Source organism: Kitasatospora sp. MBT63 (genome assembly GCF_000710465.2).
Lineage (GTDB): Bacteria > Actinomycetota > Actinomycetes > Streptomycetales > Streptomycetaceae > Kitasatospora.
Genome location: NZ_JAIZ01000461.1, coordinates 4,559 through 18,025, shown reverse-complemented (window position 1 = coordinate 18,025; position 13,467 = coordinate 4,559). Strand labels below are relative to the sequence as shown.

Annotated in this window: 8 protein-coding genes; 3 read left to right on the top strand and 5 right to left on the bottom strand. The window is 74.7% G+C overall.

The features are described 5' to 3' along the window. Positions 1-256 precede the first annotated feature (256 nt). The 4 genes from AA75_RS53745 to AA75_RS24855 form a co-directional block, all read right to left on the bottom strand. Positions 257-1,129, bottom strand: coding sequence for a hypothetical protein (locus tag AA75_RS53745; RefSeq protein WP_051813258.1), 873 nt, complete (start codon positions 1,127-1,129; stop codon positions 257-259). Next, positions 1,126-2,565, bottom strand: a complete 1,440-nt coding sequence (locus tag AA75_RS24865) for an ABC transporter ATP-binding protein (protein ID WP_051813256.1) — start codon at positions 2,563-2,565, stop codon at positions 1,126-1,128. Before AA75_RS24865 ends, AA75_RS53745 begins: the two co-directional genes overlap by 4 nt. A 201-nt stretch (positions 2,566-2,766) precedes the next feature. Then, complete coding sequence (locus AA75_RS24860) at positions 2,767-3,510, bottom strand: NUDIX domain-containing protein (RefSeq protein ID WP_033822455.1); 744 nt, start codon at positions 3,508-3,510, stop codon at positions 2,767-2,769. Between the two features lie 229 nt (positions 3,511-3,739). Further along, positions 3,740-5,848, bottom strand: a complete 2,109-nt coding sequence (locus AA75_RS24855) for a glycogen debranching N-terminal domain-containing protein (protein ID WP_051813265.1) — start codon at positions 5,846-5,848, stop codon at positions 3,740-3,742. A 1,029-nt stretch (positions 5,849-6,877) separates the two neighbouring features. On the opposite strand from AA75_RS24855, the gene AA75_RS24850 reads away from it, so the two are divergent. After that, positions 6,878-8,191, top strand: a complete 1,314-nt coding sequence (locus tag AA75_RS24850) for an alpha/beta fold hydrolase (RefSeq protein ID WP_033822453.1) — start codon at positions 6,878-6,880, stop codon at positions 8,189-8,191. Between the two features lie 100 nt (positions 8,192-8,291). On the opposite strand, the gene AA75_RS24845 is transcribed toward AA75_RS24850, so the two are convergent. Further along, complete coding sequence (locus AA75_RS24845) at positions 8,292-9,917, bottom strand: DUF4192 domain-containing protein (RefSeq protein WP_051813254.1); 1,626 nt, start codon at positions 9,915-9,917, stop codon at positions 8,292-8,294. A gap of 242 nt (positions 9,918-10,159) precedes the next feature. Between AA75_RS24845 and AA75_RS24840 the strand changes: the two genes are divergently transcribed. Both AA75_RS24840 and AA75_RS24835 read left to right on the top strand, forming a co-directional pair. Continuing rightward, a complete protein-coding gene (locus AA75_RS24840; RefSeq protein WP_033822452.1) occupies positions 10,160-12,358 on the top strand; it encodes a DEAD/DEAH box helicase in 2,199 nt (732 codons plus the stop codon). Positions 12,359-12,723: 365 nt separating this feature from the next. Beyond that, positions 12,724-13,431 (top strand): hypothetical protein, encoded by a 708-nt coding sequence (locus AA75_RS24835; RefSeq protein WP_149038354.1) that lies wholly within the window; start codon positions 12,724-12,726, stop codon positions 13,429-13,431. Positions 13,432-13,467: the final 36 nt, after the last annotated feature.

Sequence of the window (13,467 nt, the reverse complement as noted above, 5' to 3'; positions counted from 1 at the left end):
GGTCCGCCTTGAGGATTCTCGTGAAAAGCACACGAAAGGGTGATCGCCCGTGACCGGATAATTGACTTCTTATCAGGCAGAACCTCTCATTTCCGACGCGAAGCCGACCCCGCTCCTGGCAGCCCGTCACCGGCGTGAAGGGTGGTCCGAAGCTCCCACGTCCAGGACCCGCCCGCGCCCGCCGGGCTCCGGCCCGGTCGGCCCGACCCGTACGGGGCCGGAACCGACCCGACCGCGGCCCGCCGGCGCCGCCGGCTCAGAGCGCGCGGCGCCGCAACTGCGCGAGCAGACAGCCCAGCAGCAGCACCACGCCCGGGACGGCCAGGGTCACCAGCAGCTCGGCCACCCCGGCCGGCGCCAGCCCGGCCACCGGACCGGGGCGGGCCGAGGAGGCGAGCCCCAGCCTGGAGCCCAGCCCCGAACCGAGCCCGAACCGGCCGAGGCTGAACCGGAACGGCATCAGCTCCTGCGCCCAGAGCGGCCAACTGTCGCCGAGCCGGCTCAGCGCCATGGCCGCGGCGGGCTCCAGCAGTACCGGCACCGCCAGCAACGCGAGCAGACCCGCCACCGCGCTGCGCACCACGGCGGTGAACAGCAGCCCGGCCCAACCGCTCACCACGACCAGCAGGACGAAGGCCGCCAGCGACCGGGCGGGGCCGACCGGCGCCCCGTCGACGAACAGCTCCGGCCGCAGCACCGGGTCGTCGAACACCCCGAGCGTCACTCCCGTCGGCAGCGCCAGTCGCACCGCCAGCGCGTCCAGCGTCAGGGTCAGCACCGCCAGCGCGAGCGCCACCGGGGCGAGCACCACGAGCTTGCCCACCAGCAGCCACAGCCGCCGCAGCAGTGTCACCCGGGAGGCCGCAAGGCCCGGGTAGCGGACCTCGTGCCGGTACGAGAGCGCGCCGAGCGCGCCGGCCCCGAGTGCCGCGAACGGCAGCGGAAGCAGCGGCACCAGCGCGGTGACCGCCCGGACCGCCTCGGTCGTCGACAGCGGCCCCGCGGGCAACTGCCGGGTGAGGACGACCGCCGCCGCCACGTCGCAGCACACCACGGCGGACACGATCAACCAGGTCGAGCGGAGGCTGCGCAGGCGGCGCAGCTCGTAGGCCAGTACGCGCACGGTCACTCGCTCAGGTGGTCGGGGCCGGGGGCCGGGTGGGTCACTGTGGTGTCGGGCTGGTGCTCCGAGTAGTGCGAGTGGTGCGAGTGGTGCTCACTGCCGATCGGATGAGCGGCGCCGACGGAGTGGGCCGCGCTGACGGTGTGTTCGTGGAACAGCTCTGGGTGGGCCGGCTCTCCCGCCGATCCCCGTTGCTCGTCCGGAACCCGCTGCTCGGGGGTCTGCGGCCAGTCCGCCATGAGGTGCTCGGTGGACAGCGGGTCCGTGTCGATGGCGGAGATCCGGGCATGCCGACGGCCGCGCTGGTGGTCGGGGCCGCGGCTCTGGGACTGCAGCTGTGGCTGCGCCTGCGGCTCGGCCTGAGCCGGGGGTGAGTCCGAGGGTGAGTCCGGGTGGGCCGCCGGGTGGTGGGCCTGGTGCGTCGCCTGGTGCGGGGTGTGGGCCGGGGGTTGGGGCGGGGTGTGGAGCGGACTCGGGTGGGCGCCCTGGTACGACCCCTGGTGGGGTGCCTGCGGCTGGGCCTGGAGCTGGACGTGGCCCGACCGGCCCGAGGTGGTGGGCAGGGCGAGGTGCTGGGCCGGCCGATCGACGACGCGGTCCGCGAGCTCGTGCAGCAGGATGCCGTGCCGGTAGGCGAGCTCGCCGATCTCGGTCCGGCCGATTCCGGTCACAGCGATGCCCGTGGTGCCGTCCGGACGGACCTCCCCGCCCTGGCCGGTCAGCAGGTCGGCCAGGCGGGCCATCTGCGGGCCCCGTACGGAGACCTCATGGTGCAACCGGGCCCGGCGGAACTCGCCGGCGGGCTGGTCGGATGCAAGCCGCCCCTGGTCGAGCGTGATCACCCGGTCGGCCACCGCGGCCGCCTCCTCCGGCGTCCGGGTGGTGACCAACACCGTCCCGCCGGCCACCGCGAAGGAGCGGACGAAGGAGTGGAACCACTCCGCGCTGCGCGGGGACAGGCCGTCCGTCGGGGTGTCCAGCAGCAGCGTGCCGGGGCTGCCGAGCAGTGCGGCGGCCAGCCCGAGCCGGCGGCTCATCCCGGGCGAGAACGACCTGAGGCGGTGGTCCGCGATGCCGGCCAGTCTGGTCTGTTCCAGCAGCTCGTCCGCCCGCCGTGCCGGGACACCGATCGAGGCGGCCAACATCCGGAGGTGGCAGTACGCCCGTTGTCCCGGGTGTCCCATGGCAGCTGTCCCGGTCGGGAGCAACACTCCCACCTCGCGCTCGGGCCGGCGCAGCGAACGGTACGTGCGGCCACCGAAGAGGGTGATCCCGAGCCCCCGCTCCAGCTCCACCATCAACCGGACGGCGGTGGTCTTTCCCGCGCCCTCGGCGCCGAGCAGGGCGGTGACGACGCCGGGCCGCGCGTCGAAGGTGAGGTCGAGTACCGCGGGTGGACGCCTGCGCCGGTACGTCTTGGTCAGGCCGGTGGTCTGGATCATCGATGCGCGCTCCCATGTCCTCGTCCGACCGGGTCTGCGAGGCACGGGGGTGTCCCTTGTGTGCCTGCGCCAGCACATTAGGACGCGATTGACCCGAATTCGGGCATTACGGATGGCGCGCGGACGGCGTGGCCGCCCAGCTCACCCGATCAGGGGACCAGTGGTGAGCCCGGCCGACGGTACCCGTCCCCCAGTGGGAGGTCAGGCTTCCGGACGCAGCATCGGCGGGTTGAGGACGGTGGCACTACCCGCCGTGAAGAGCTGCGCGGGGCGGCCGCCCTGACGGGTCGTGGTGCCGCCCGACGGCAGCAGGAAGCCAGGTGTGCCGGTGACCTTCCGGTGGAAGTTCCGCGGGTCGAGGGTGACGCCCCACACCGCCTCGTAGACCCTTCGGAGCTCGCCGACGGTGAACTCGGGCGGGCAGAAGGCGGTGGCCAGCGAGGAGTACTCGATCTTCGAGCGGGCCCGCTCGACACCGTCGGCCAGGATCTGGCCGTGGTCGAAGGCCAGCGGTACACCGTCGGACGGGGTCTGACCGAGGAGCTCGACCACCGGCGCCCAGCGCGCGCCGCTGGCGTCGCCGCCGGGGCGCGGCGTCGGCAGGTCGGGGGCGAGCACCAGGTGGGCGACGCTGACCACGCGCATCCGCGGGTCGCGCTGCGGGTGCCCGTAGGTCGCGAGCTGCTCCAGGTGCGCGCCGGCGGCGGCCTGGCCGGGAGCGGAGGACGCCCGGAGACCGGTCTCCTCGGCCAGTTCACGAGAGGCCGCCTCGGCCAGCCCCTCGTCGGGGCGCACGAAGCCGCCCGGCAGCGCCCAGTAGCCCTGGAAGGGTGCCTCACCTCGTTTCACCAGCAGCGCGCAGAGCGCGTGCTCGCGAACCGTCAGCACCACCAGGTCGACCGTGACTGCGAACGGGGGGAAGGCCGACGGGTCATAACGCGACATGGCGACGATGATAGTCGTCTCTTTGACGATAAACACAGAGCCCGTGCGGCACAGGTGTCCGTCCGGTCCGCCCGACCGCTCCGGAACCGGGATCCCAGCGCTCGGGCCGGGGTGGATCCGGTGCTGCTGACGTGGCCCTGATGCGGGGCTCCGCCGGTGGAGGGCAGTCCGCTGTTGAGGGCGCGGTCGACCATGGCTGTCGATCCCGCGAAAGGTCCCTGTGCCTGTGTCAGCCTGCTCCGAGCTGGAGCTCGGCCGGCGCCTCCTCGACCACGGCCACCCCGATCCGGCTGACCCGGACCGAGAACGGTTCACCCGCCACCCGCAGGCCGGTGAGCTGGAGCTCTCCCAACGGAGCGGTACTGGCCGGGCGGACCTTCACCCGTCCCGCCGGGACGTCCGGCCGGACCCCCGCCAGCGAGAGCACCAGGTGCACGGCCGCAGCCGCCGACAGCGCGGCCGGGCGGCAGGCCGCCGGGTGCGGAACCGGCGGGCAGTCGGCGACCCGTTGCTCGCCCGCGTACATCTCGGGCAGTCGCCCCTCGAAGTACCGGGCCGCGTCCAGCAACCCTTCCAGCAACTGCCCGGCCTCCCGTTCGAAGCCCGCTTCGGACAGCCCTGAGACCGCCAGTGCGGTCTCGTGGACGCGAACCGCCCCGCTGCGGTGGCCCAGGGGGTTGAACCGCGGTGACTTGGCGCTGAGCGTCCGCAGGCCCCAGCCGGCGTCCAGCTCCGGGGCGACCAGCCGCTGGGCCAGGATCCGGGTCTGCTCCCGGTCGAGCAGTCCTTCGTGGAGCTCGCCCTCACCGGCCAGGCCGAGGTCGAGCAGGTGGACGAAGGACGCCGCGACGGCGGGCACCGCACGCCCTCCGGGGAGCAGGGCCGCGGCCGGGCGGCCACCGGACAGGTCGTCGATCCAGAACTGCTCCCGGAACCGGTCACGCAGCCGGGCGGCCCAGGCCCGCCATTCGTCTGCGCCCGGGCGGCCGAACGCCGCAAGCAGATCCGCACCGTGCAGGGCCGCCCGGTGCGCCAGCGCCTGCACCTCACACCTGGCGGCCGCTGGTCGGGCCAGTCGGTCCTCCGCGGTGCGGCCGAGGTCGATGACGAAGCCCTCGGGCCCCTCGGTACCGTCACCGAGCGAACCGCGGAGCGCACCGAGCGCACGCTCGGCGGCGGGAAGCAGGTCGGCCACCTCCTGGCGCGCCAGCCCCCACCGCCAGGCCTCGGCCAGCAGCGTGACGAACAGGAGGGTGGCCTCGGTGGCGGTGCAGGACGGCGGCAGCTCGGGACCCGCGTGTCTGAGCGGCCCGGGGATCAGCCCGTCCGGCCGGCCGGCCGGGCCCGACTCCGCCGGGGCGGGAAGCGGCGTGCCGTCGGAGCCGCCGGCGGACGGCGTCGACCCGGCGGCGGACGCCCCCGGCCGGGCGGCGGCCGGAGCCGAAGCGGGAGCCGAAGCGGATGCCCCGCCGGGGGTTATGGGCGCACCCGGGCCTGCAGCGAGATGCTGGCGCCGCGCCAGGGCACGGAGGGTGCCGGCGGCGAGACGGGTGCCGAGCGGCAGGGTGAGGCGGGCCGCCCAGAGCGCGTCGGAGGCGGTCAGCCCGAACCGCCATGGCGCCCCGGACGCCGCATAGAGGTCGGTGGGCCGGTCCGCGTCGGCGATGAGCAGTCCACCGAGGGTGTCCAGCGAGCGGCCGATGAGCTGCGCCGCCCGGGGGTCATCGGTGCGGACCTCCGGTTCGGCCCACGGGAGCGCGATCCCGGCGCCGCGACCGGTCGGCGGCCGTACCGCTGCAGGGGCGGACTCCAGTTCGGCCCGCAGCTCGACCGACCAGCGGGCGCCGGCCTGCACTTCGAGATCCCAGCGCAGCACTCCAGCTCCCGCGAGTACGGCGTGCGGCGAGGGCTGGGCGGAGACCGTCGCACTCCGGCCGTGGCCCGTCCAGCGCAGCCCGGCGGACTGCACCTGTCCGGGCAGGTCGGCGGAGCGCCGGCCTGCCGCGATGTCGGTGAGCAGGCCGAGGTCGGTCCCGAGCGCGATCTCCAACGGGAGCCGGGCGGGCCGGGCTCCGGTGTTGCGGACCGTTATGGTCTCGACCCCGTCCGCGTGGCGCACCCGCTCGACGGTCAGTCCCGGATCCGGGTCGGGGTCACCGGGAAGACGGACGGCCCCGACGAAGCGCGCCACCGCTGCGGAGGTGAGGGCACCCTGGAGCGGCATGGGCTCGATACCGCCGAGCCTGACCTCCATCCGGGCAAGTGTGCGCACCCCTGCCCGGAAGAATCCGTGCAGGCCGTGGCCACGGAGCTGGCCGTCCGGGTGGGACGCGGCCATGGCCGGCGCGTTGACGCACAGCACGGCGTCGTGGGCAGTCACCTGCTGCGGCCTGGGCGGCGGTGCCGACTGGCGCGGGACGGCACCCGCACCAGGGGCTCCGGGCCCGGTCCGGACCGATCCGGGGGGCGGACCGCCCAGCGGACCGGCATGACCTCCCGGAGCAGCACCCGGTTGCGCCGCTCCGGGCTGAGGAGCGCGCATCGGCGGGCCGGCGGGCGGCGGCGCGATCGGTGCTGCCGTCGGCGGTGCCATCGGTGGCGGTGTCATTGATGGCGGTGCCGTCGGCCGCCGCATCGGTGCCGGCGGGTAGGGGTGCGGCAGCTCGGTCGTGATCGGGGCGGGAGGGATCGGCATCGCGGGTGACGGGCCCGACGGCGCCGAGGGTGGGGGGCTCGACTGCGCGGGCTGCGCCGTCGCGACCGGCGCGGCCGGTTCTCCCGTGCCCGGCTCGGCCTGCGGCCCCGTCTGCGCTGGCCTCATGGTGGTCACCGGGCTCTCCTCCCCTTGCTCGACCGGTCTGTCGGTTCCCGCTGTCCGTCGACCGGGAGCGGGTTCGCCCACGATCGGTTCTGCCCTGCCGTCCTGCCGGACGATCCGGCGGCTGCCCGCCCGACCGGGCCGGGGCCGTCCCGGAGAGTACATCCCGCGGTACGGTCCGTGCGGCGGAATCTCGAGCGGCCGCTCCGTACCGGCCCCGAGGTGGCCGCCGTCGGACCGTCGTGGCGACCGCCCGGGAGCGCGGTCGGCCCCCGCTGCGTCCCGCAGGGTGAACGCACCGCACCTGCCCCAGGTCACGCCGGTCCGGCGCCCCCGTGCCCGTGCACTCGTCCCGCCCCGGGCGCCGCCGGATCGCCGGTACCGCCGTGGGTGGACACCCGGCGATGCCGGGCCGCTTCGGGCGATGGCCCTGCAACGACTGTCCGTGTGCGTCGTCAGGATACGGTGCGGGAGCAGCGGCGCCCGCAACGGAGACCCCGGCCGGAGCTGCCGTACCACGCCTGTGACCAGCACGGACCGAGGAGTTGCATGTCCACCACCAGCCGGCTGCCCGGAATCGTCACCACCGACCACGTGTTCCGTGTGCCGCTCGACCACCGGCGCCCGGAGGGTGAGCGGATCGAGGTGTACGCCCGCGAGGTGGTGGCCGCCGGACGCGAGGACGAGGATCTGCCCTGGCTGCTCTTCCTCCAGGGCGGGCCCGGCGGGAAGGCCGGACGGCCGCTCGGCCGGGACGGCTGGCTGGGCCGGGCCCTGGACGGCTACCGCGTGCTGTTGCTCGACCAGCGGGGCACCGGCCGGTCGACCCCGGCCAACCGCCAGACGCTGGCCGGCCGCGGCGACGCGCAGCAGCAGGCGGAGTACCTCACGCATTTCCGTGCCGACTCGATCGTCCGCGACGCCGAACGGATCCGGCGCCTGCTGCTGGGCGAGGACACCAAGTGGAGCCTGCTCGGGCAGAGTTACGGCGGCTTCTGCACACTCACCTACCTGTCGCAGGCGCCGGAAGGCGTACGCGAGGCGTTCGTGACCGGTGGTCTGGCCGGCCTGCGCACCTCCGCCGATGACGTGTACCGCACGGCCTACCCGCGGGTGGCGGACAAGAACGCGGCGCACTACCGCCGTTACCCGGGAGATGTCGAAGCGGTCCGGCGGATCGCCGCCCACCTCGCAGGACGGCCCGCTCCCCTGCCGGACGGCGGGATGCTCACCGTCCAGGCGTTCCAGGGGCTGGGCATGCTGCTCGGCGGCGGGTCCGGCTCGGGCACGCTGCACTACCTGCTGGAGGAGGCCTGGGTGGAGGGCGTGGATGGGCCGGAACTGTCCGACACCTTCCTGGCCGGGGTGCAGGCGCAACTGTCCTTCGCCTCCGGACCGCTGTACGCCGTGATGCACGAGTCGATCTACGGTCAGCGATCGGTGGACGGCGGCTGCACCGGGTGGGCGGCGGAGCGAGTGCGCAAGGAGTTCCCCGAGTTCGACGCGGAGCAGGCGCTGGCCTCCGAGCAGCCGGTGCTGTTCACCGGGGAGATGATCTACCCCTGGCTGTTCGAGACCGACCCCGCGCTGCGACCGCTTCGGGAGACCGCGCACCTGCTGGCCGATCGGACCGACTGGCCCGACCTGTACGACCTGGACAAGCTGGCCGCGAACGAGGTGCCGGTGTACGCGGCCGTCTACCAGGACGACATGTACGTCGACGCGGCAGACTCGCTGGCGACGGCGCGCGCCGTGCGCAACGTCCGTACCTGGGTGACCAACGAGTGGGAGCACGACGGGCTTCGGGTCAGCGGCGGCGCCGTACTCGACCGGCTGATCCGGATGGCACGCGGGGAGCTCTAGCGGAACCGCCCGGGCCGGCTGGGATCGGGCCGGCAGGGACCGGGTCGGTGCCGATCGGGCCGACACCGCACCGCGTGGCCCGCGACGCAGGGCGGCCATCTCAGGCCTCCGCCGGGCGGTCCTGCGGGCGGCGTTGTACCGGAAGGCGCAGCCTGCGGCGGCGAGCTGGGCGTCTGCGGGGAACGGCTCCGGTCGCGGCGGCCCGGCCGCCTCCGGCCCACTCGTCACCGGTCACCTCTGCGCCGCGCTCGGCGGTCCGGCCGTCGGCCGTGTAGGTGGAGGGGGTCGAGGGCTGGGCGGGATCCGAGGGCGGCCCCTCGGATGCTTCGTCCCTGCGGCCCCGGGTGGCCTTGTGCCCGGTGGATGTCGTGTGGGTGCGCGTCTCATGGCGCGGCGGAGGCGTGGCTTCGGCCGGTCGGCCACCGGCCGGTTCGGCAGGATGGCTGGGCGGTTCGCCGCGGCCGCTGGGTGGTTCGGCCCGGCGGCCAGGCGGTTCGGCCCGGCCGTCGGGCGGTTCGGCGCGGCGACTGCGCGGCGGCGGGCCGAGCGCGCCGGGGTGGTCCGGCAGGACGGCCCGGCCGGCCCGCTCCTGGCGGACGCTCTCCAGGAGTCTGTCGGGCATCAGTCCACCGTTGATCGATTCGTGCAGCAGTTGGGCGAGCGTGTACTTCGGGTCGATGTCGAGGGCCCGGGAGAGCACGATCCGGGCGGTGGCCGTGTCGCCCGCGAGCCAGGCCGTCCAGGCCAGCAGCGTCATCGGCGGCGGGGCGAGGTGCTCGAACGGGGGCACGCAGCGTCGGCTGAGGAAGCGCCACAGCCGCTGGGCGGCGACGAGTTCGTCCGGTTCGGTGTACTCGGCCGCGCGGTCGCGCCCGAGCTTGTCCTGGAGGCCGACCAGCAGCCGGGCGACCCGCGTGGCGTCGATCGACCGGGCTCCGGCCCGGAATTCGGTGATGGCTCCGGCCAGCAGTTCGGCCGTCCGTGCGACGGCCTCGGTCCGCCCACCGGGCCCGGCGAGCTCGCGGATGAAGGGGGCGCCCGCCTGCTCGATCGCCTCGCGCAGCGCGTCCGCCTCCGGGTCGCCGACCGGGGCGAGGCCCGCCACGATCGCCTTCCGGCTGCCCCGTGGTGCGAGCCCGGCGAAGGTGGCAGCAGCTGCGAGCGGACCGGGTCCGAGGTTGGAACGGATGGGTGTGCCTCCGGGGTCGCAGCAGCCGGACCCGGTGCACAGGAAGGACCACCAGCGCCCGGCGGACACGCAGAGCGACTCCTTAACGCCGACGCCCTCCCGCTCGAACGCCTCGGACAGTGCGGCCGCGAGCGGTGCGAGGCCCGCGAGGACTGCGCGCCCCGGGCCGACCTCGGCGTCCGGATCGCGGCAGAGGTACACCAGGACTTGCGCGGGCCGCTCGTCGCGGCGCTCGGAGAGTTCGACGAGCAGCCGGGCGGTGTCGCCGGCAACTCTCGGCCAGGCGGCCGGCTCGTCGGGGATGTCGACCCGGATGACCCCGCCCTGCTGCAGCTCGGGCCCTTGCAGGCCGACAACGACGATGCTGTCGTCGGGGAAGAACCCGAGCAGGTAAGGAAGCATCTCGGCCATGTCGGCCGGCCCCCGCATCCGGACGGGGAGCTGGCCCGCCAGCGGGTCGGAGCGGAGGCCCGGGAGCGGCCCCGGGACGGGGTCGGGCAGCGGACCGGGGGGCGTGGAGGTGCGTTCGTCGTTCATGGTGAGAAGCGTGGCGCAGGCCCGGCGGGTTGCCCGAAGTTCGGATTTTCCTGTGGATAACTCGGGGGGTCCAGCATTTGCTCACTCGTTCGGAGCAGCCTTTCCCACCCCGAACCGCACCACCGGCGGCTGACCAGCGGATCGATCAGCGGGTCGCCGGACGGTCCGGTGATGTGGCGGCCGGGCCCGCCCACCCGGGCGCCGTTGGCTGTTTGTCCGCGACACGCGGTATTGATGGAGTCATGGACCAGCCCACACCGCACCACCCCGCCGAGCCCGTCGACCGTTCCGCCGTCCGGACCCGGGCCGAGGCGGTCCTGCGCGAACTGGCGGGTCCCTCGGCCACCCTCCGTGAGGACCAGTGGGCCGCCATCGAGGCCTTGGTGGTCGACGGCCGGCGGGCGCTGGTGGTCCAGCGCACGGGCTGGGGCAAGTCGGCGGTGTACTTCATCGCGACCGCCCTGCTCCGGGGCCGCGGGTCCGGGCCCACCGTGATCGTCTCCCCGTTGCTCGCCCTGATGCGCAACCAGGTGGAGTCCGCGGCCCGGGCCGGCATCCACGCCCGCACCATCAACTCGGCCAACCCCGAGGAGTGGGACGGCATCCAGGCCGAGGTGTCGACGGGCGCCGTCGACGTCCTGCTGGTCAGTCCCGAGCGGCTGAACAACCCCGACTTCCGGGACCAGGTGCTGCCGAAGCTCGCCGCCTCCACCGGTCTGCTGGTGGTCGACGAGGCGCACTGCATCTCCGACTGGGGCCATGACTTCCGACCCGACTACCGACGCCTGCGGACGATGCTGGCGGAGCTGCCGCCGGGCGTCCCGGTTCTCGCCACCACCGCCACCGCCAACGCCCGGGTCACCGCCGACGTCGCCGAGCAGCTCGGCACCGGCGGCTCCGACGAGCGGGCCCTGGTGCTGCGGGGCCCGCTCGACCGGGAGAGCCTGAGTCTCGCCGTCCTGACCCTGCCCGATCCCGCGCACCGGCTGGCCTGGCTCGCCGAACACCTGGCGGAGCTGCCCGGCTCCGGCATCATCTACACCCTCACGGTGGCCGCCGCGGAGGAGGTCACCGCCTTCCTCAGCGAGCGCGGCTACCCGGTGGCGTCGTACTCCGGCCGCACCGAGGACGCCGACCGCCGCAGCGCCGAGGCCGACCTGCTGGCGAACCGGGTCAAGGCCCTGGTCGCCACCTCCGCACTCGGGATGGGCTTCGACAAGCCCGACCTCGGCTTCGTGGTGCATCTCGGCTCGCCCGGCTCCCCCATCGCCTACTACCAGCAGGTCGGCCGGGCAGGCCGCGGAGTCGACCGGGCCGAGGTGCTTCTGCTGCCCGGCCGCGAGGACGAGGCGATCTGGCGCTACTTCGCCTCGCTCGGCTTCCCGCCCGAGGAGCAGGTCCGGCGCACCCTCGACGCGCTCGCCGAGGCCGGCCGACCGCTGTCCACGGCGGCGCTCGAACCGCGGGTGGATCTGCGCCGGGCCCGGTTGGAGACCATGCTCAAGGTGCTGGACGTGGACGGTGCGGTGCGCCGGGTGCGCGGCGGCTGGACCTCGACCGGGCAGCCGTGGGCGTACGACGCCGCGCGCTACGCCAAGGTGGCCGAGTCCCGAACGGCCGAGCAGGGCGCGATGCGCGAGTATGCGACGACCTCCGGCTGCCGGATGGAGTTCCTGCGGCGCCAGCTGGACGACCCGGAGGCCGCGCCGTGCGGCCGCTGCGACAACTGCGTGGGCCTGCGGTACGGCCCCGAGGTGTCCGAGGAGTCGCTCGCCGCGGCCCGGGCCGCGCTCGGCCGCCCCGGGGTCCTGTTCGAACCCCGGCGGCTGTGGCCGACCGGTATGGAGGCCATCGGGGTCTCCCTGAAGGGCCGGATCCCGGCGGGCGAGCAGGCCGAGACCGGCCGGGCGCTCGGCCGGCTCTCCGACATCGGCTGGGGCAACCGGCTGCGCGCGCTGCTCGGCGACCAGGCCCCGGACGGACCGGTGCCCGCCGACGTGTTGGACGCGATGGTCAGCGTGCTGGCGGACTGGGCCCGCGGGCCCGGCGGCTGGGCCGGTCCGGCCTCGGACGACGGTTCCCGGCCGGCCCGCCCGGTCGGGGTGGTGACGATCCCCTCGGCCACCCGTCCGGCCCTGATCGGGACTCTCGGCGAACGACTGGCCGCGGTCGGGCGTCTGCCACTCCTGGGCCGGCTCGAGTACGCCCACGGACAGCCGCCGCACGGCCCGCGCAGCAACAGCGCGCAACGTCTGCACTCGCTCTCCGGCGCCCTGGTGGTACCGCCCGACCTGCGGTCCGCGCTGGCGGCCACGCCCGGCCCGGTGCTGCTGGTCGACGATTCGGTGGACTCCGGCTGGACGGTCACCGTGGCCGCACGGTTGCTGCGCCAGGCCGGGGCCGACGCGGTGCTGCCGCTCGTCCTCGCCGTGCAGGGCTGAGCAGCCGATCCCGGACCGCGCCGCCGGTGGTCGTCCCTGACGGCCACCGGAGACCGGGCGCAGAAGCCGGTGCCCGGGAGGCCGCCACCGGCGAAGCCGACCGCCTGACCGTCCCCGCGAAGGCGGCCGCTCGGGACGGCCGCTCGAACTGATCCCTCCGTCACCGAATGGCGCCACCGGCGCGGTGGAATATATCCGGCAGAACACCGGCTTTCGGGCGGCGTTCGTCATTTCATCGTTGCCGCTCGACCCGGTCTGACCCGAGAATTGGGCGGTATCCACAGCCCGGTCCGCGGACCAGGCCCTCGGCGTACGCCCGCACCTGCGCGCCTGCGGGCCCGGGAAGGAGGATCGTGATCAACGGTATGGACCGAGGTCAGACCCCCTGCGACGGCGCGCGGACGATCGACCTGGAGACCTGGGCCGGGTCCGGCGTCACACTGCCGGGAGCACCGGGCGCGTTCGTCGCCGAACTGCACCAACGACACCTCCCCCAGCCGGGCACGAACGTGCTCACCGTGCTCGACCCGCTGGACCGGGTGGTCGCGTCGGCCTCGTTCACCGGTAGACCGCACGCCACCGACGGCTGGCACCACCGAAACGCGATCCTCGGCCAGCTGCGCCGGATCACCCCGCACGACCTGCGGCTGGCCACACCCGTCCGGACGGCCGTCCTGCTGCGCTGCCGCGAGGGCGGACCGGAGTGGACCGAGCAGGACGGCGCCTGGATGTGGGCCCTGCGCGACGCCTCGGCGCTGCACGGGCTGCGCTGCGGCGCCTACCTCACACTGACGCCCGCCGGCTGGCACGCGCTCGGGGACGGCCGTAGCGGCGCCGAACCGCACTCCGGATCCTGGGTGGACGGCCCGATGCGCACCGTGACGGAGTTGCCGACCTGGGTCGCCCGGGACGCGGAGGCCGCCCCCTGGCCGCTGACTGCCAGCAGCCCGGGCCGGACCGGCCGACCGGCCCCGACGAGCCGGCTCGGCCCGGCCCGGTCACTGGGCCAGCTCTCGTCGTCCGCACCGGTGGCACCGCTGGATGCCGTCGTCCGTCGCTCCGCGGCCCGCTGACCGTCACCGCCGGGATTCGCACCGGCAGCGAACCGG